This is a genomic window from Neoakkermansia glycaniphila (genome assembly GCF_001683795.1).
In the GTDB taxonomy this organism is placed as follows: Bacteria; Verrucomicrobiota; Verrucomicrobiia; order Verrucomicrobiales; family Akkermansiaceae; genus Akkermansia; species Akkermansia glycaniphila.
This window is the reverse complement of sequence record NZ_LIGX01000018.1, coordinates 25033-42608: the sequence shown is the minus strand read 5'-3', so window position 1 is coordinate 42608 and position 17576 is coordinate 25033. Positions and strand designations below refer to the sequence as shown.

Annotated in this window: 15 protein-coding genes; 12 read left to right on the top strand and 3 right to left on the bottom strand. The window is 59.9% G+C overall.

What is annotated here, in order from left to right; translation table 11 throughout:
• Nucleotides 1-208 precede the first annotated feature (208 nt).
• Nucleotides 209-823, bottom strand: coding sequence for a heavy metal-binding domain-containing protein (locus tag AC781_RS13265; RefSeq protein ID WP_083076574.1), 615 nt, complete (start codon nt 821-823; stop codon nt 209-211).
• A 280-nt stretch (nt 824-1103) separates the two neighbouring features.
• Between AC781_RS13265 and AC781_RS04730 the strand changes: the two genes are divergently transcribed.
• The 6 genes from AC781_RS04730 to AC781_RS04705 all read left to right on the top strand — a co-directional run bounded on the left by AC781_RS04730 (nt 1104) and on the right by AC781_RS04705 (nt 7380).
• Nucleotides 1104-2132, top strand: coding sequence for a tyrosine recombinase XerC (locus AC781_RS04730; protein ID WP_281491759.1), 1029 nt, complete (start codon nt 1104-1106; stop codon nt 2130-2132).
• A 119-nt stretch (nt 2133-2251) separates the two neighbouring features.
• Nucleotides 2252-3856 (top strand): L-aspartate oxidase, encoded by a 1605-nt coding sequence (nadB, locus tag AC781_RS04725; protein WP_067774294.1) that lies wholly within the window; start codon nt 2252-2254, stop codon nt 3854-3856.
• 10 nt (nt 3857-3866) lie between these two features.
• Nucleotides 3867-4847 carry a hypothetical protein gene (locus tag AC781_RS04720; RefSeq protein WP_067774291.1) on the top strand — a complete coding sequence of 327 codons (981 nt, stop codon included), beginning with the start codon at nt 3867-3869 and terminating at the stop codon, nt 4845-4847.
• A 19-nt stretch (nt 4848-4866) separates the two neighbouring features.
• Nucleotides 4867-5862, top strand: a complete 996-nt coding sequence (locus AC781_RS04715) for a dihydroneopterin aldolase (RefSeq protein ID WP_067774288.1) — start codon at nt 4867-4869, stop codon at nt 5860-5862.
• Between the two features lie 54 nt (nt 5863-5916).
• Nucleotides 5917-6696 (top strand): MBL fold metallo-hydrolase, encoded by a 780-nt coding sequence (locus AC781_RS04710; protein ID WP_067774285.1) that lies wholly within the window; start codon nt 5917-5919, stop codon nt 6694-6696.
• Between the two features lie 30 nt (nt 6697-6726).
• On the top strand, nt 6727-7380 hold the full coding sequence (locus tag AC781_RS04705; protein ID WP_172801791.1) for a trimeric intracellular cation channel family protein: 654 nt from the start codon (nt 6727-6729) through the stop codon (nt 7378-7380).
• A gap of 24 nt (nt 7381-7404) precedes the next feature.
• Here the strand turns inward: AC781_RS04705 and AC781_RS04700 are convergent, their stop codons facing one another.
• Complete coding sequence (locus AC781_RS04700; protein WP_067774279.1) at nt 7405-8496, bottom strand: glycosyltransferase family 8 protein; 1092 nt, start codon at nt 8494-8496, stop codon at nt 7405-7407.
• Between the two features lie 177 nt (nt 8497-8673).
• Between AC781_RS04700 and AC781_RS04695 the strand changes: the two genes are divergently transcribed.
• The 4 genes from AC781_RS04695 to AC781_RS04680 are packed head-to-tail and all read left to right on the top strand — an operon-like array spanning nt 8674 to nt 14773.
• Nucleotides 8674-9960: a polysaccharide pyruvyl transferase family protein gene (locus AC781_RS04695; protein ID WP_083076569.1), complete on the top strand. Its 1287-nt coding sequence runs from the start codon at nt 8674-8676 to the stop codon at nt 9958-9960.
• Nucleotides 9961-9983: 23 nt separating this feature from the next.
• Nucleotides 9984-11048 carry a glycosyltransferase family 2 protein gene (locus AC781_RS04690; RefSeq protein WP_172801792.1) on the top strand — a complete coding sequence of 355 codons (1065 nt, stop codon included), beginning with the start codon at nt 9984-9986 and terminating at the stop codon, nt 11046-11048.
• A gap of 60 nt (nt 11049-11108) precedes the next feature.
• Nucleotides 11109-12533, top strand: coding sequence for an adenylosuccinate lyase (purB, locus tag AC781_RS04685; RefSeq protein ID WP_067774270.1), 1425 nt, complete (start codon nt 11109-11111; stop codon nt 12531-12533).
• A gap of 20 nt (nt 12534-12553) precedes the next feature.
• Complete coding sequence (locus AC781_RS04680) at nt 12554-14773, top strand: MGH1-like glycoside hydrolase domain-containing protein (RefSeq protein WP_067774267.1); 2220 nt, start codon at nt 12554-12556, stop codon at nt 14771-14773.
• A 362-nt stretch (nt 14774-15135) separates the two neighbouring features.
• Here the strand turns inward: AC781_RS04680 and AC781_RS04675 are convergent, their stop codons facing one another.
• Nucleotides 15136-15651 (bottom strand): phosphoribosyltransferase, encoded by a 516-nt coding sequence (locus AC781_RS04675; protein WP_067774264.1) that lies wholly within the window; start codon nt 15649-15651, stop codon nt 15136-15138.
• Between the two features lie 125 nt (nt 15652-15776).
• Between AC781_RS04675 and AC781_RS04670 the strand changes: the two genes are divergently transcribed.
• Nucleotides 15777-16499, top strand: a complete 723-nt coding sequence (locus AC781_RS04670; protein WP_067774260.1) for a hypothetical protein — start codon at nt 15777-15779, stop codon at nt 16497-16499.
• Nucleotides 16500-16596: 97 nt separating this feature from the next.
• On the top strand, nt 16597-17556 hold the full coding sequence (gene tal / locus AC781_RS04665) for a transaldolase (RefSeq protein WP_067774257.1): 960 nt from the start codon (nt 16597-16599) through the stop codon (nt 17554-17556).
• Nucleotides 17557-17576 lie beyond the last annotated feature (20 nt).

Genomic DNA, 17576 nt, shown 5'->3' with positions numbered 1-17576 from the left:
GACGGTTAACGGCGCGGCGGATGTTCGGAGGATGGAGGTGGATGAATCCTGCGAGGCTTTGTTGCACGCGGATCTGGTGGGGACGCTGGCCGCGTTCCGCACAGGTGCGGCGGCTTGTTCAGGACGAACGCGTCCGGCAGGTGCGGTAGGGTATCTGGAAGGATGATCCCGCCCGCTGGATTGACCTTCTGCAATCCGGGCGACGAAATCAGTCGATGCGCACGGCGGTACCGTAGGCGCATACTTCCGTCACGCTATCGAAAATATCCGCACTCATGAACCGCATGCCAACCACGGCGTCAGCACCTATGGCGCGGGCGCGATCCGTCATACGCTGTAGGGCTTGCGCCTTCGCTTCCTCCTCGAGTCGTGTGTACTCGTCCAGCTCGCCGCCGAGAAGCGACTTCAACCCAGCGATCATGTGTTTGCCCACATGGCGCGTCTTCACGATACTGCCGGAAACGATTCCTAAGACCGCAGAGATCTCACCCTGTGGAAGCGACTCCGTGGTTGTGACGGGGAATTGCCTGCCGGGCGTGGCCGGAATGCCGGCTGGTACCGACGGAGGCCGGGGGACGGAAGGTGCATCATGCGGTACGGAGGGAGGGGCAGGCGGCGCGGGAGGCGGCGGCACCGGAGAAGAGTGCCGAGGAGCCGGTTCAAGCTCGGCGGACAGGGCTTCCCAAGTCGTCCACTCGGTCGCGCCTTCGCGGCAGACCGGCGTTTTCGCGTTGATGGTTCCCTGCTGCACAAGGGCATGGAAAAGCGGAAGCGTATAGGGGCCCATTTGGCGGGCACCATCATAGTAGTAGTAGGTTTGCATGTGCCGTGACACTAAATGGCCGCAGCATTTGAGTCAAGCGAAAACGCGGCAGTTGTTCTTGAAATGTGCGTATCTTCAGACGTGCTACTCGCCGGATGACTGGACCTTTCACGGCCTGACGTGCTGCGCCTGCTCTCGAATCCAGTCGATGGCGAATAATAGAAAGACGAGGATGGAAGGTTTTTTCCATGGAGCCGGAACCGGATGACCGTTGTTATGGAGAGGGCGATGGCAACGGAAAGGTGATGGCGAGTTCGATGTTTGCGGGTGTGTTGCTGGGATGGGTGTTGGTAGGGTGGCCTGTTGCCGTGCTGCCGTGGTTGTGGCTGTGGTGGTGAAGGGGGCATGCCCGGTTTGCGGCTTTACGCGGGGGAGGTTTGAGGTTAAGGTAGCATTGTCGGCTGTTGGGCCGAGTGTCGATATGGATGCGATGGAGCGTTTTTTTGTGTTTTTGACGGCGGAGCGCCAGGCTTCTCCTCATACGACGGCTTCGTACAGGCGGAGTCTGGAGGCGTTCCGGGGGTGGATGGGCGATCGGTTCGAGGGTTGGCATGCTTGCAGCGCGGATGTGTTTCGCGAGTGGCTTTTTGTGTTGTTGAAGGAGGAGCTGGCGGCTTCGTCGATTCGTCAGCGGTTTGCCGCACTGAGGTGTTTTTACGGGTTTTTGATGAAGCGGGAGGGTTTGGGCGTGAATCCTTTGGCTGAGGTGGCCTTGCCGAAGGCGGGCAAGCCGCTGCCTGTGTTTTTGAATGTGGAGCAGATGCTGGGGTTGCTGGAGGTGCCGTTCAAGGTGAAGCTTGATAAGAGGATGCCGGTTTGGCTGCCGTTTCGCGATGCGGCTATTCTGGAGCTTTTTTATTCCTGCGGTTTGCGGTTGAGCGAGCTGGCTGCACTCGATGCGGGGGCGTTCCGAGGGGATGTGGAGTGTTTGCGTATCAAGGGGAAGGGGCGGAAGGTGCGGCTGGTGCCGGTGGGGCGTGCGGCGGTGAAGGCGGTGCGGGAGTATGTGGAGATGGCGGGTTTGCCGGAGGATGGGCCGCTGTTTATTTCGAGGCTGCGGAGGAGGATGACGGGGAGGAGTATCGAGCAGATGCTGGATAAGTATTTGAGGTTTTCGGATGTGCCTTTTCATATTTCTCCTCATAAGCTGCGGCATTCGTTCGCGACTCATTTGCTGGAGGCGGGGGCGGATTTGCGGGCGGTGCAGGAGTTGCTCGGGCATGCGTCTCTTTCGACGACTCAGGTGTATATGCATGTGACGCGGGCCCGGCTGAAGGAGGTGTATGAGGCAGCGCATCCCCGGGCTTGAAGTGGTGGGAGGAGGTCGGACCGGAGCAGGGCGGAGGGTTCCGCGTGTTTCCTCGGCAGGTCGGGTCAATTGTGCGTGACGTTGGCGTTTTTTTATGGTAGAGTTCCGCAGAGGTTATCATGTTTACGACTGATTTTTTAGTGATCGGCAGTGGTGTTGCCGGTTTGAGTTTTGCTTTGCGTGCAGCGGAGTATGGGAATGTGACGGTTTTGACGAAGGGGGAGGCGCTGGATTCGAGTTCGGCGAAGGCGCAGGGCGGGATTGCGGCGGTGATGTCCGCCGAGGATTCTTTCGAGTCGCATGTGGCGGATACGCTGGATGCCGGCGCTGGGCTTTGCGTAGAGCAGGCGGTGCGGACGATTGTGGAGGAGGCTCCGGCGGCGATTGACGAGTTGCTGCACTGGGGGGTGGATTTCGATGCGGATGCGGAGGAGCCGGCCGGGTTCGAGCTGGGCCGCGAGGGGGGGCATTCGCAGCGGCGCATTCTGCATGCGAAGGATACGACGGGGCTGGAGATCAGTTCGAAGCTGCTTCAGGCTGTGCGGGATAATCCACGGATTACGCTGCTGGAAGGTCATGTGGCGATCGATTTGATTACGACGGCGAAGTTGGGGCTGGTGACGGAGGATCGGGTGCTGGGGGCGTATGTGCTGGTGAAGGGGACGGGGAAGGTGGAGATTTTCCGCAGTGATCGCGTGCTGCTGGCGACGGGGGGCGCGGGCCGCGTGTATTTGTTTACGACGAATCCGGATACGGCGACGGGGGACGGTGTGGCGATGGCCTGGCGCGCCGGGGCGACGATTTCCAATATGGAGTTTGTCCAGTTTCATCCGACGTGTTTTTACAATAAGCGGGCGGATGATCGCGCGGGTCAGACGTTTCTGATTTCCGAGGCGGTGCGTGGCGAGGGCGGTGTGCTGATCGGTGCGGATGGGAAGGAGTTCATGCACAAGTATGATCGCCGGGGTTCTCTGGCTCCGCGCGACATTGTGGCGCGAGCGATCGATTCGGAGATCAAGAGGACGGGGAATCCGTGCGTGTATGTGGATATTACGCACAAGCCCGCCGGATATATGGCGGAGCGGTTTCCGCTGATCGACGAGACGTGCCGTTCCTACGGGATCGATCCTTCGACGCAGCCGATTCCGGTGGTGCCGGCGGCGCATTACCAGTGCGGTGGTGTGGCGACGGATACGAATGGGCAGTCGTCGATGCGCGGGCTTTTCGCCGCCGGAGAGGTGGGCTGTACGGGGCTGCACGGGGCGAATCGCCTTGCTTCGAATTCCCTGCTGGAGTGCGTGGTGATTGCGCGCCGTGCGTTGCGTACGATGTTGGTGAAGCTTCCTTTGGCGCATCCGGCGGAGTCGTATCCCATTCCCGAGTGGCATAGCGGGGAGGCGGTGCCTCCCGATGATTTGGCGATTATTTACCATAATTGGGATGAGATTCGCCGTCTGATGTGGGATTATGTGTCGATCGTGCGGTCGAATCACCGTTTGCAGCGTGCGGCAACTCGCCTGCGGATTCTGAGCCGCGAGGTGAAGGAGTTTTACTGGGGGTATTGCGTGACTCCCGAGATTCTTGAGTTGCGCAATCTGGTGACGGTTGCGGAGCTGATTGTGGATTGCGCGATCCGGCGCAATGAGAGCAGGGGGCTGCATTATACGATGGATGCCCCGGAACGGGGGCCGAGTGCCGTTCCGACGACGATTCACCGCTGGTAGTTTTGATGGTATGGTTCGCACGGTTGCCGCTGTTCTGTTGTTGTGGATGGTTCCCGGGAGCGGGGGCGCTGCGGTGCAGTCCGGTGGCGGCGTGTCGATCAGGGGCGGCTCTTCCGGCTCTGTGGAGGTGAGCGGCGAGAAGGAGGTTCCGGCTCCGGCCCAAGGAGGGAGGCTTGCTCCGCCGAATGCTCCAGTTAAGTTTGCGGCGGGAGGCAGGAAGGGGGAAGAGATGCGTTATGCGGATCCGAAGACGACGAAGTTTCCTGCGAAGGTGGGGGTGTATCCCTGGCATTTCGATGTGACGGCGACGGTGTTCTGGATCGGGGAGGCTCCGACGGCGCGTAATAAGACGCCGAATCACAAAAGTTCGTGGGATCAGCTGTGGCAGGCGAATTACGGCGGCTTCGACCATCCGGATACGGAGTTCCGGACGGAGGATTTTTGTCCGAAGGGGTTTGTGCCGCGGTTGAATCCGTTTTATGTGGCGTTGCCGTATAACGATTGTGTGGGTTCTTCCGCTCATAAGCCGGAGGCGGAGCGGGTGATTCCCTGGTTCAAGCGTGATTTCGAGAGGGCCGGTCGTTCGGTGTGCAAGGGGGTGTGGGTGCAGATTTTCTATGAAGGGAGGTATTGTTTCGCCCAGTGGGAGGATTGCGGGCCGTTTACGACGGATGATTGGGAGTATGTGTTCGGATCGAAGCCGCCGAAGAATGCGAATAATAATGCGGCAGGGATCGATATTTCTCCGGCCGTGCGGGATTTTCTGGGGATTCCTTCGGGTTCAGCACGCGTGCATTGGCGGTTTGTGGATTTTCATCTTGTGAAGGAAGGGCCGTGGGCGAAGTACGGGTTGAATAATCCGTTCGTGAATAAGGAGCTGAAGCATGCGCGGCTGAAGGATGCCAGGAGAGGAAAGGGAGGGCGTGTGGCTCCGAAGGCGGTGCCGGCGCCGATGGATCGGAAGGATTGGTCTCCGTATCGTGTTCGGTGATTTTTTCGTTTGTTTTGTTATGTTCAGGAATTTGATTTTCGATTGGTCGGGTACGTTGTGCGATGATTTGGGGTTGACGCTGGATGCGTCCAATCATGTATTCGAGCAGTATGGGCGCAAGCCTCTTTCTCTGGATGAGTTTCGTGCGGAGTTCCAGCTTCCGTATCCGGATTATTATGCGAGGGTGCTGCCTGAGGTGCCGATCGATGAGGTGGAGGATCATTTCAGGTACGGGTTCAAGGTGTCGTGTACACCGGTGTGTATTCTGCCGCATGCGCGGGAGTTTATGCTGTTTTGCCGGAGGAGGGGGATTCGCTGTTTCGTGTTGACGAGCGTGGATGCGAAGGCGTTCGATGAGCAGTGCCGGGAGCTGGGGATGTTCGATTTTTTCGAGGCGATTCATGCCGGGGTGCGGGATAAGGAGGCTTATATCGGTTCGCTGATGGCGCAGCACGGCCTGCGGGCTGAGGAGACGGCGTTTATCGGCGATATGCAGCATGATATGGCGGCGGCTCATTGCGCCGGCGTGATGGCCGTGGGTGTGTTGACGGGGTATAACGATGCGGCGCAGCTTGTGCAGGCAAAGCCGGATTTGCTGGTGCCCGATTTGCGCGTTTTACGGCTTCTTGTCGATAAGGTTCCGTCTGTCCCCCGCGAGGAAGATGTGATTCGGCTGAACGGGCTGGAGCTGGTTTGTTCGATCGGCGTGCCGGATGAGGAGCGGGCCGAGCCACAGCGGTTGACGGCGGATGTGGAGCTTGTGCCGCCGATGTTTTTTGCCGAGGCCGGGGACGATCTGGCGCGGACGGTGGATTACGATGCGCTTTCGAAGAGGCTGATGGCGGTGGCGGCGGCGAGGCCGCGGCGGCTGGTGGAGACGCTGGTGCATGATCTGGCGTGCTGCTGTGTGGAGGAGTTCGGCGCGCGGCGCGCGGCGGTGGAGGTGCATAAGTTTATTCTGCCGGAGATGAGGTCTACATCGGTGCGGACGTGCGTGTGCGGCGGTGCATGCTGATGGCGCGGGGGAGCTCTTGAGGGTTTCGTTGTTTCGTGATAGGGTAACGGGGAGATGATTCGTTTTTCTGTTCTGGCCAGCAGCAGTGCGGGGAATGCTTCGGTGATCAGCGCCGGAGGGGTGCATGTGCTTGTGGATGCGGGGATCAGTGCGTTGCAGTTGAAGCGGCGGCTGGCGGAGGTGGGGCTTGAGCTTGAGGATTTGTCCGCCGTGCTGGTGACTCACGAGCATGCCGACCATACTCAGGGGCTGCACCAGCTTTCAAAACGGGTGCCGGTGCGGGTGTTCTGTACGCGGCATACGGGGATGGAGATCCGGGAGAAGGCGCCGCATGCGGCCTGTTCGTTTTTCGAGGCGGGGCATTCGTTCGAGTTGGGGGATTTGCGGGTGACTCCGTTCGGGGTGGCGCACGATGCGGTGGATCCGGTGGGATTCCGGTTCGATTGCGGGGAGGTGAGTCTGGGGTATTTGACGGATACGGGGCATGTGCAGAAGCATGTGCCGGAGTTTCTGGCGGGGGTGGAGGCTTTGTATCTGGAGTCGAATTACGAGCCGGATATTCTGGCGGCCTGTACGCGGCGGCCATGGCCGCTGAAGCAGCGTATCGCTTCGCAGCACGGGCATTTGTCGAACGGGCAGGCGTGCGAGTTCGTGGAGGCGATCGCGCATCAGGGGTTGCGCCATTTGGTGCTGGCCCATTTGAGCCGGGAGTGCAATGAGCCGGGCGTGGCGCGGGCTTTGATGATGCAGTCGCTGACAAAACTCGGTTTGTCGACGAATTTGTATTGCGCTTCGCCGGTGGATGTTCTACCTTGGATTACGGTTGAGCCATGATGATCGAAGGGAGCGCACGCTATGGAGTTCATGACGATTTGTGAGAATCTGGGGGTTCTTGTAGGAGCCTTGGCAGGGTCGATTGCTTCTTCCCGCGTACGTATGGATTTGTTCGGGGTGGTGACGTGCGGTTCGATTTGCGCCCTGGGGGGCGGTACGGTGCGCGATGTGCTGCTGGGGCACGATATGTACGGCAATACGATTCCGGTTTATTGGACGGTGCCGAGCGGGCTGCCGTATTTGTATGTGGCGTTGATTACGTCGTTTGTGGTGTTTTTCGTGGTGCGGAAGTGGCGGCCTCCGATGGGGACGATCCGCGTGATGGATGCCCTGACGGTGGCTTTGTTTACGATGATCGGTACGCAGAAGTCGTTCGATGCGGGGTTCCCTTCCGTGATTTGCGTGCTGATGGGGTTGTGTACGGGGGTGGCCGGAGGTATTTTGCGCGATCTGGCTACGGGGAATGTGCCGTATGTGTTCCGCCCCGGCGAGTTGTATGCGACGGCGGCGTTGGTCGGGTCGATCGGTTTTCTGTTTTGCAAGTACTGGGAGGTGCCGTCTACGTACGCGTTCGTGATCGGCTTTTTCCTGGTGTCGATCGTGCGGTTCGGCGCGATTGCATGGCGGTGGAGCCTGCCTTCGTACCAGTCTCTGTTCGATTCGTCTGAGAAGAGCGACGAGTGACGCAGCTTCCGTGCGTGGCGCGGTTCAGGCCGCTTTGTTGCGGCGGATGCGTTGCCATTTGGCCGCGATGCGGATGTAGGCGTTCAGAAGGATGCGGAATGTTTTCGGCGCGCCGGGGATGGGGTAGACGGCCCGCAGGCATTGCATCAAGGCGGCGGCGGTGCGTTTGGCCCGTTCGGGGTCGTTGCTGGCGGCCTGTGCGGCGTGTTTGATGTAGCCGGGCGTGTAGGGCGGTTCCTGGGTCCACGGGGTTTCTTTCCGGTAGCGGAAGAAGGTGGCTTCGAGCTGCGTGGGAGGCGGGGAGGTGCTGTCCGGCTTGCTGCCGCCCGCAAAGTGGACGAGAGCCGGGCAGCGGGTGGCTTCGAGGATTTCGGCTGCGCCGTAGGGGATGTGTTTGAGGCGGGTATGGAAGGTGCCTGCGAGGCTTTCCTTTTCAAAGCAGGGCATGATGCACCATTGGTAGGGGATGGTTTTGATTTCGCCTTCGAGGACGATGTTCATAATGTCCTGATCGGGGAAGCGGTAGAGGTGGCTGTGCGTTTCGGCGTAGCGGATGAGGCGTTCCGCCGCCTGCGTGGCGCGCATGCGGTCGAGGTTCATCAGGAGCTGGCCGGAGAGGTAGTAGGGGTGGTCGATGGGGAAGCCGAGGTCTTCGACGATGCGGCTGTGCCGTACGGAGTCTCCGAGGCTGGCAAGGTAGACGTCCTGCACGGCTCCAAGGCAATAATCGTCGAGGTCGGTTTGGAAGAGTTCGCCGCAGTCCTGGAGGAACATGACGTCGGAGTCGACGTAGAGGGCGCGGTGGACGGTTTCCGGCAGGAGGTCGGGGATGAGGAAGCGGTAGTACATGGCGGCGGTGAAGTCGCCGCTGCCGCTGCCGCAGGAGCGGAATTGCTGCCGGAGGTCGTGGTAGCTGATGGTGAAGTCGTGGCTGCTTTTCCATGTGTCGATGACGTCCTTGACGTCGTCGCGGACTCCGCCGTCGAGGACGTGGATGTCGTAGCGGCGGCCCGGCGCAGCATGTTTGAGCAGGGAATGTACGGCGAGGCCGAGCGGCACGGAGAAGTTGCGGTCGGCAGAGAAGACGATGCTCAGGGGGGCTTCGGAAGCGGTCATGGAGTTCAAGAGAGGTGCGCGCCCGTAAGGCGCTTGCTGCCCTGTTGATAGCAGATTTTCCGACTGAGATCAAGCGGCATGTCGTGTTTTGTCGGCAGGGTGAGGATGCGGTCGGATTATTTGTCTTGAGCCGCCTGTTTTTTTGTGATAGGTCTTGCGGGTCTTCTTTCTCTCTGTATGATTTCCCCCTTGCGTTCATCCGGCGTTCTTCTGGTTCATTTTTCATCCCTGCACAATTACGGTACGGGGATGATGGGGATCAATCTGTTGCATCATTTGCGCCTTCGCAGGCCGGGGCTGGATGTGTTCGCCTCGGATTTCGACGGGGAGGAGGATGTCGCGGCCCTTCGCAGCGAGCTTGGTGCGGAGGATGGGTGTATTGTATTCAAGCGGAAGGATTATCTGGCTTTGGAGAGGAGGCTGCAGGTGAGTACGAAGCTGAGGAAGCTGTCGTTCGTTCCCGGTTTGCGGCGGTTTCTGGATGCTCTGCCCGCCCGGCTGGCGTCGCGCTACCGCGATGTGGTGTTTCTGGGTGGCGACGGCCTTTGGGAAGGGTATTACAAGGATGGCGAGGTGCCGCTGCTGAAGTTTTTTCAGGAGGTGGAGAAGCATTCCCGCCTGTATCTGGTCGGGCAGACGATGGCTCCGTTTTCCAATCCGCGGAATGTGGAGAGGATGAGGTCGTTGCAGAATACGGTGATTTATGCGCGGGATGAGGCCGGATGGCGTTATTTGACGGAGGAGATCGGGATGTCTCCGGAGAGGGCGAAGCGGTCGTCCGATCTGGCTTTGCTGCCTTTGCCGCGGCAGGGCGAACCGGGGCTGTGGAAGGAGGTTTCCGGCAGGTACGGGCTGGCTCCCGGGGAGTATGTGACTCTGGTGATGTCCGGCATGGCTTCTTATTATACGAAGAATGTGGAGGATTTCGAGCAGGCATGGGTGGTCTTGATCCGGCGCCTGCTGGCGGAGCGGAGGCTGGAAGGAAAGAAGCTGTGCATTCTGGTGCATGTGTTTTCGGTGTTCGGAGGCAAGCCGGAGAGGGAGGTGGCGCGGACGGTGTTCGGTATGTTGTCCGATGCGGAGCGCGAGCGCGTGGTGCTGATCGATGAGGAGGTTAAGCCGACTCGAGCGCGGCTGGTGCTGGGGAACAGTTTGTTCGTGATTACGTCGCGTATGCATGCATCCGTGTCTTCGTACCAGATGGGGGTTCCTGCTGTGGTGCTGGCATACGGGCCGAAGTATAAGGGGCTCGTCGGCGAGGGGCTGGGGTGCGGCGATTTGCTGGTGGTGGCCGATGATTCAGGGAAGTGGACATCCGGGAGTATTGTTGACGAGGTTATGGAAAAGGCCGATTACGTGCTGGAGCGCAGGGAAGCCTTGTGCGCCCGCATTCGCGAAGCCGCTGCCGCGGAGGCCGGGCATGTGGAGCAGGCGATGGATGATCTGGCCCAACGTCTTGCCTGATGATGAAGGAGAGGAATTCCGATATGCTGCCGAAATTGTCGTATGTGCTGCTTGCCTATAACCGGGAGCAGCACATACGCGCCGCTCTGGAGAGTGCGTTCGCGCAGGATTACGAGGGGGAGCTGGAGTATATTATCAGTGACGATTGTTCGACGGACGGGACGTTCGACGTTATTCGGGAGATGGTTGCGGCGTACAAGGGCGGCCGCCGCGTAGTGGTGACGCAGACGCCTCACAATATGCATCTGGCCGGGAATACGAGCCATGCCGTGCAGTTCGTGACGTCCGACTGGGTTGTGCGTGCTGATGACGACGATGTGTCGCTGCCGAACCGCTGTACACTGCTGGCGCGCGCCATTATGGATAATCCGGGTGCAGCGTGTTTTCTGGCTCCACTGGTGAATGTGGGGGATGCGGGCTGTACGATGGAGTATGCGCGGCGGCTGGTTTCGGATGCCGCGTGGAGGTACGAGGTGCATTCGATTGACGAGTATGTCGATGCGTCGAAGCATTCGGTGCTTCCTTTCATTGCGGTGAAGACGTATGCCGCCAAGATTTTCCGGGAGTGGGGGGGGCTGCCTCTTGATGCGGCGTATATGGATGATGAGACGATGGCGATGCGCTGCCTGCTGGTGGGCGATACCGTGGCTCTGCATGGGCCGCCCGCGATTCTGTACCGCAGGACGGGTGAGGAGATGAGCGGCGCATCAGATGGGGATGCGAGTGTGGCCCGGATTGAGAGCAAGGAGCGGAAGCTGGTCGTTTTCCACGAGAGGACGAGCCGGGGTTATGAGGCCGTGCATAGGGATTTGTTGCGTATTCGCGAGTCGATTGCCTCGCAGGGCGGAGATGCGGAGCTGTTGCGGCGCGCCGGGCTGATGGTGGAGGTGAGCGGGCGCGGGCTGGAGCATGCCCGGCTGCAGCGCGACTGGTGGCAGTTGTCCACATGGAGGAGGCTGCGCCATACGTTTCGCTCGGCGCGGTGGAGGTCTCCTTCCTGGTGGGTGTTTTCCGTGGGCCGTTGTTTGCCTCTTCCGTTGTACGTGCGCTGGTATAGTGCGGTGAAGCGCCTGCAGCGGAGGCGGTGATGCGTCTGCGGCGTGTTCGATCTTGCTTTTGCCGGGCGGGTTGTCTATACTTGCCGGGCAATGAGCGTTATTCCGAATGTGCTGGCCGAGCGTTACGCGTCGGCGGCGATGAAGTCGATCTGGTCGGCCGAGGGCCGTATTGTTCTTGAACGCGAGTTCTGGATTGCCGTGATGAAGGCGCAGAAGGAGCTGGGGCTGGATATTCCCGCCGAGGCGATCGAGGCCTACGAGAAGGTGAAGGATCAGGTGGATGTGGATGCCATCAATGCCCGCGAGCGCATTACGCGCCACGATGTGAAGGCCCGTATCGAGGAGTTCTGCGATCTGGCCGGGTGCGAGCATATCCACAAGGGGATGACCTCGCGCGATTTGACGGAGAATGTGGAGCAGCTTCAGGTGTGGCGTGCGATGCAGGTGATCCGCGATAAGGCGGTGGCGGTGCTGGTGCGCCTGTCGAACCTGTCGGAGCAGTGGAAGGATGTGACGCTGGCTGCGCGTACGCACAATGTGGCGGCGCAGACTTCGACGATGGGCAAGCGCGTGGCGATGTTCGGCGAGGAGATCGTGCATGGTTTCGGCGCATGGGTGTCGCAGATGGATCGCTATGCCGTTCGCGGGCTGAAGGGCGCGGTGGGTACGCAGCTGGATCAGCTTTCGCTGTTCGGCAAGAATGCGGAGACGGTGGCGGCTCTCGAAGAGAAGGTTTGTTCCCATCTCGGGATTCCCGCGAAGTGGACGAATGTGGGGCAGGTGTATCCGCGTTCTCTCGATTTCGCCGTGGTGTCCGGCCTTGTGGAGCTGACGGCTGGTTGTGCTTCGTTTACGAAGACGCTGCGCCTGATGGCCGGCCACGAGCTGGCGACGGAAGGTTTCGCCAAGGGGCAGACGGGTTCCAGCGCGATGCCGCATAAGATGAATGCCCGCTCCTGCGAGCGAGTGAACGGTTTCCATATTATTCTGAAGGGCTATTTGGCGATGATCGCCGGGATTACGGGCGATCAGTGGAACGAGGGCGATGTGTCCTGCTCCGTGGTGCGCCGCTGCGTGCTGCCGGATTCGTTTTTTGCCGCCGATGGGTTGCTGGAGACGTTTCTGACGATTCTCGATCAGATGGGCGTGTATGCCGCTGTGGTGGATGCCGAGCTGCGCCGCTATCTGCCGTTCCTGCTGACGACGACGATTCTGATGGCCGCCGTGAAGCGCGGTATCGGCCGCGAGACGGCTCACGAGGTGATCAAGGAGCATGCTGTGGCGGTGTCGAACGATTTGCGCGCCGGGACGATTTCGCAGAACGATTTGCTCGATCGCCTCGCCGGGGATGATCGCCTGGGTATCGGCCGCAGCGAGTTGCAGTCGATTTTTGATGAGAATGCGAATGATACGGGTATGGCCTCCGAGCAGGTGGCTGTGTTCCGCGGGATGGTGTCGGAGATTGTGGGCCGTTTCCCCGCCGGGGCGGGTTACGTTCCCGGTGCCATTCTGTAATATCTGTAGATTGCATTGCCATGTCGGATTTTTCGCCAGCCGGTTGTCCTGAAGGGGAACGTTTCGTTTACGAGAGCGCGGCGTTCCGCATGACCCGTTCGCGGGTGGAGCAGGACGGCGCGGTGGCGGAGGTGGTGCATCCGGGCCTGATTCGTTCGACATGGCGGCAGCATCGAGATTCTTCGCACGGGGAGGTGCATGAGCATGCCCTGCGCGAAGTGCCTTCGCACGTTCCCCGCTACAAGGGCTGCTTCCCGATTCTGGAAGCGGCCTATAATATGGCGATGAACGAGGTGGAGGACAATCTCAGCCCGGAAGGCCTGTTTTTTTCCGGCGCCAATTGGCACCATGCCTGGACGCGCGATACGGCTTTTGCCGTGCATCTCGCTCTGGCTCTGGTCGATCCGGAGCATAGCATGCAAAGCCTGCGTTCGCGCGTGGCGGATGGAGAAGTGGTGCAGGATACGGGTACGGGCGGTTCGTGGCCGGTTTCGACGGATCGCGTTTCGTGGGCTTTGGCGGCCTGGGAGGTGTTTCTGGCGACGGGCGACCGCGAGTGGCTGGCCTGGTCGGCGGATGTGCTGCGCCGGACGCTGGTGCATGACGAGGAGGTTGTGATCGACCAGAGCGGGCTGATCCGCGGCGAGAGTTCGTTCCTCGACTGGCGGGAGCAGAGTTACCCGGACTGGATGTCGCCCGTGGATATTGCCGAGTCGTTTTCCCTGAGTACGATGGCCCTGCATAGCCAGGCGCGCCGGATTCTTTCGTGGATGTGCCGCGAGCTGGGGCAGGCGGAGGAGGCCGAGGCGTGGGATGAGGAGGCGGACAAGCTGGCGGATCTGTTGAACGATATTTTCTGGATGCCTGCCCGCGGCCAATACGGGCAGTATCTGTACGGCAGGGGCTATCCCGTGCTTTCTCCCCGGAGCGATGCGCTGGGCGAGGCGTTCTGCGTGCTGTTCGGCATTGCGGGCGGGGCGCATGCGGAGCGCGTAGTGTGCCGCATGCCTCACGGCTGTTTCGGGGTGCCGACGTTCGATCCTTTCAAGAGCTCTGTGGGCGATTGCTACCACAATCATGCGGTGTGGCCGTTCGTGGAGGGGTATGCGCTCCGTGCCGCCGCCGAGGTGGGGCATATGGGAGCGGTAGCGCGGAATATGGCTTGCCTGCTGCGGGCCGTGCTTCTGTTCGGCACGAATAAGGAGAATTTCAGTGCGGAATCCGGCGACTGTTTCGATACGGTGCTGAATTCCGACCGCCAGCTCTGGAGCGTGGCGGCTACTCTGGGCATGTTCTACCGCGCTTTGTTCGGGCTGGTATGGGATGGCGATGTTCTGGTGTTCGCCCCCTGTGTGCCGAAGGAGTATTCCGGCGAGCACTGGCTGTACGGCCTGCGCCTGCGTTCGTTTACGCTGGATGTCCATATTCACGGGTACGGCACGGAGGTGTGCCGCTGCATGATCAACGGCAAGGATGCCCCACCGATCATCAGCGCCCGGGCGACGGGGCATTTCGTCGTGGAGCTGGAGGTGAATCCCGTGGACCGCGACGGCGAACCGGCTCTGGCTCCGGCTTCTCCTGCGGATTTGCAGGAGCCCGCATGGGTGGAGGATGAGGATGCTCTTGAATGGCATCCCGTGGAGCGCGCCGCCTATTACCGCATTTACCGCAACGGCATACCGATCACGCAGCAGACGGCTTTGCGCTATGTGCCCGTGGCGGAACCTCATTATGCCCAGTATCAGGTGCAGGCCGTGAGCTACGGTGGCCGCGAGTCGTTCCTGAATGCGCCCCGCGAGCATCTGCTGCCGAATTCGCGCTACTGCGTGCTGCCTCTTTCGATCGGCCGTTATGGGGAATATCCCGTCGAGGGAGGGCAGGCGTGGCTCGATACGCAGCCGCATACGCGCTGCCTGGTGTATCACGATCTTACTTTGGCCGAATCGGGCATTTACCGTGTGGAAGCATGGTTTTGCAATGCGACGGAGAGCCGCCGCGACGGCGATACCTGCGCCATACGTTCGCTGTTCGTGGATGACAAGTTCGAGGGGCATCTGGTGATGCCGCAGACGGGGGAGGCGGGCGACTGGGAGCATTATACGCATACGTCCGCGCTGGAAATGTCTCTGGAATCTGGCACGCACCGGTTCCAGATACGCTATACGGAGAGCGATCGCAATGTGAACGGGGGTACGAATCAGGCGATGGTGCGCCATTTGAGAGTGACCCGCATCGGCTGATGCCCGGCGGGTGATGGGAGGAGCGGCAGAGCCTGCGCCCGGAAACGGAAAAGAGAGCAGAACTCCGGCTCTACTCTCTTTTCAGGATCGAACTTTCCGGGTTCGATCATTTTAAATCGGCGGTTAGCACGTTGGATGGATGTGATGCCTCGGCCTGAGCAGGCGGCCCATCCGGTCAAGGTCTTCCTTCTATGGCCCAGAAGTACCTTCCCTGGAGCTTTTGGACAATGTCGCCCGCTCTACTTATAAAGCAAGCCGGAATGCCGTTTTTGTCTAAATCGGTGTATTTTTTTTGAATATTTTCCCGTTTTTTCTTCCAAATGGGCTTTATGGCCTCGATTTTCGGAGTTTTGCAGGGTTGCCTATAAGGAAAGGCGGCCGATGTAGGGCAGGTTGCGGAACTGGCCCGCGTAGTCCATGCCGTAGCCGACGAGAAAGTCGTTGCCCGCGGTGAAGGCGTGAAAATCGGCTTCGCAGTTGACGAGGCGCTGGCCCTGCTTGTAGACGGCGACGACGGTGTAGACGGCCGCGGCTCCGTTTTCAAGCAGTTTGTTCTTGATGGTGTGCATGGTGAGGCCGGTGTCCAGCACATCGTCGATGATGAGGACTTTTTTACCGGCGAAGGCGGGCATGTTCTGTTCCCAGTGGACGGCTCCGCTGCTGCTGGTGCCCTCTCCGTAGCTGGTCACGCGGAAGCTTTCGAGCCTGTAGTTGCTCGGCAGGTAGCGGAGGAGGTCGGAGGCGAACCAGAGGCCGCCGTTGAGGAGTACGAAGGCGATGATGGTTTCGTCATTTCCCAGAGTGTTCAGTATCTTTTTTGCCAGCATCGGCACGCGGGTAGCGATGGATTCTTGCGAGATGTAGGGAATGATTTCCATGGATGTATTTTAGGATGTTTGCTTCGCTGCGTCAAGGCGGAAGCGCAGTTTCGAGGATTTCGCGGGCCGTTTGTATGAGGCAGGTTGATGTTGCCTTGCGGTTCGTTCTCTGTTATAAGGCTGCCATGTGGAAGTTGTGTGTTCTCGCGGCTGCTTTGTGCCTGGCATCCTGTGCGGACTGGGTGCTGGACAAGGATAGGACGCAGGCAGGCTATTTCGTGGCCCGGGAAGGGGCTTTGCCGGACGATGTGTTTCATGAGAAGAGCCTCCGGGAGCGCGTGGAGGGGATTCATGCGGATTTCGAGAAGGACAGGCGCTATTACGGCCTGCCTGCCGGAGTGAAGGTGTCTACGGATGAAATCCGCATCCAGACGAAGGAGGGCATGGGCGGCGAGACGATGGGTTCCCTGTATGCGGCCGGAGGGCTCCGCAGCGGCCTCGGCGGGATTGAGCCGTACAGTACGGATTTGACGCTGACGGTGGATCGTTCGAAGTTCCGCCGTCCGGGTGTGGGGCGTTCGGTGCTGGATTCGACGCTGGCTCACGAGCTGGCGCATGCGTGGTTCGCCAAGCGTTTCCCGCTGGTGTATGTGAGCGCGCAGTATGTGGATGTGGTGGAGGGGCAGGCGGTTTTTGCCCAGTACCGGTGGATGGCCCGGAATTATCCGCAGATTTCCGAAGCGAGGTTCGAGGAGCACCATCCTTCTTCCTACCGGGGGTATTACCATGCGTTCAAGCAAAAGTTCACGAAGGGCGGTGCGGTGGACTGGCAGCGTATCCAGTCGCTGGAAGATCAATTGAAATCCCGCCTTGTGCGCACAGGTTCTCTGAACGCCGCCGCCCATTGAGCCTGCGAGGAGGAGCGTCGCCCCACCGTCCCGAAATCCGTCTTGCCTTTTGCCGGACGGGCTGCTATACTGGCGCGGCTTTTTCCACCTAACGATTATGGCAAATCAACTCGATCAATTGAAGCAGTATACAACCGTAGTGGCCGACACCGGCGATTTCAAGCTGATGGAAGCTTATGCTCCTCAGGAGGCTACGACCAATCCTTCCCTGATTCTTCAGGCTTCCGAAAAACCTGAATATCGCCATTTGGTGGAACGCGCCGTCGCCGAGTTCAAGGGTTCCTCCCTGTCCGGCAAGGCTTTGACGGAAGCCGTGATGGATCGTGTGATCGTGGCGTTCGGTCTTGAGATTTTGAAGGTGGTGCCGGGCCGTGTTTCTACGGAAGTGGATGCCCGCCTGTCGTTCGACACGGAGAGCACGGTGGCCAAGGCCCGCGAAATCATCGCCCTGTATGAAGCGAAAGGTATTTCCCGCGACCGCATCCTGATCAAGATCGCTGCGACGTGGGAAGGTATCCGCGCCGCCGAGATTCTTGAGAAGGAAGGCATTCATTGCAATCTGACGCTGCTCTTCTCGCTGATTCAGGCCGTGGCCTGCGCCGAAGCGGGCGTGCGCCTGATTTCCCCGTTCGTCGGCCGTATTTACGACTGGTACAAGAAGAATACGGGCAAGGAATACGCGCCCGAGGAAGATCCGGGCGTGATCTCCGTCCGCACGATCTACAATTATTACAAGAAGTTCGGCTACGATGTGCAGATCATGGGCGCATCCTTCCGTTCTACGGGCCAGATTCTCGCCCTCGCCGGTTGCGACCTGCTGACGATTTCCCCCGATCTGCTCGATCTGCTCAGCAAGAGCGATGAGACGGTGGTGCGCCACCTCGACCCTGCCAAGGCCCGCGAAAGCTCGATCGAGCGCATTTGCGCCGATGAAAAGAGCTTCCGCTTCCTCTTCAATGAAGATGCGATGGCTACGGAAAAGACGGCGGAAGGCATTCGCCGCTTCTCGGCCGACATCCGCAAGCTCGAAGAGCTGATTGAATCCATGATGGCCTGATTTCAACCTATTCCTTTGAC

What these genes read in the sequence shown, in the direction of transcription:
- AC781_RS13265 (WP_083076574.1), bottom strand. Translation starts at nt 823, where the DNA reads ATGCAAACCTACTACTACTATGATGGTGCCCGCCAAATGGGCCCCTAT.
- AC781_RS04730 (WP_281491759.1), top strand. Translation starts at nt 1,104, where the DNA reads ATGGGTGTTGGTAGGGTGGCCTGTTGCCGTGCTGCCGTGGTTGTGGCT.
- nadB (WP_067774294.1), top strand. Translation starts at nt 2,252, where the DNA reads ATGTTTACGACTGATTTTTTAGTGATCGGCAGTGGTGTTGCCGGTTTG.
- AC781_RS04720 (WP_067774291.1), top strand. Translation starts at nt 3,867, where the DNA reads ATGGTTCGCACGGTTGCCGCTGTTCTGTTGTTGTGGATGGTTCCCGGG.
- AC781_RS04715 (WP_067774288.1), top strand. Translation starts at nt 4,867, where the DNA reads ATGTTCAGGAATTTGATTTTCGATTGGTCGGGTACGTTGTGCGATGAT.
- AC781_RS04710 (WP_067774285.1), top strand. Translation starts at nt 5,917, where the DNA reads ATGATTCGTTTTTCTGTTCTGGCCAGCAGCAGTGCGGGGAATGCTTCG.
- AC781_RS04705 (WP_172801791.1), top strand. Translation starts at nt 6,727, where the DNA reads ATGACGATTTGTGAGAATCTGGGGGTTCTTGTAGGAGCCTTGGCAGGG.
- AC781_RS04700 (WP_067774279.1), bottom strand. Translation starts at nt 8,496, where the DNA reads ATGACCGCTTCCGAAGCCCCCCTGAGCATCGTCTTCTCTGCCGACCGC.
- AC781_RS04695 (WP_083076569.1), top strand. Translation starts at nt 8,674, where the DNA reads ATGATTTCCCCCTTGCGTTCATCCGGCGTTCTTCTGGTTCATTTTTCA.
- AC781_RS04690 (WP_172801792.1), top strand. Translation starts at nt 9,984, where the DNA reads ATGCTGCCGAAATTGTCGTATGTGCTGCTTGCCTATAACCGGGAGCAG.
- purB (WP_067774270.1), top strand. Translation starts at nt 11,109, where the DNA reads ATGAGCGTTATTCCGAATGTGCTGGCCGAGCGTTACGCGTCGGCGGCG.
- AC781_RS04680 (WP_067774267.1), top strand. Translation starts at nt 12,554, where the DNA reads ATGTCGGATTTTTCGCCAGCCGGTTGTCCTGAAGGGGAACGTTTCGTT.
- AC781_RS04675 (WP_067774264.1), bottom strand. Translation starts at nt 15,651, where the DNA reads ATGGAAATCATTCCCTACATCTCGCAAGAATCCATCGCTACCCGCGTG.
- AC781_RS04670 (WP_067774260.1), top strand. Translation starts at nt 15,777, where the DNA reads ATGTGGAAGTTGTGTGTTCTCGCGGCTGCTTTGTGCCTGGCATCCTGT.
- tal (WP_067774257.1), top strand. Translation starts at nt 16,597, where the DNA reads ATGGCAAATCAACTCGATCAATTGAAGCAGTATACAACCGTAGTGGCC.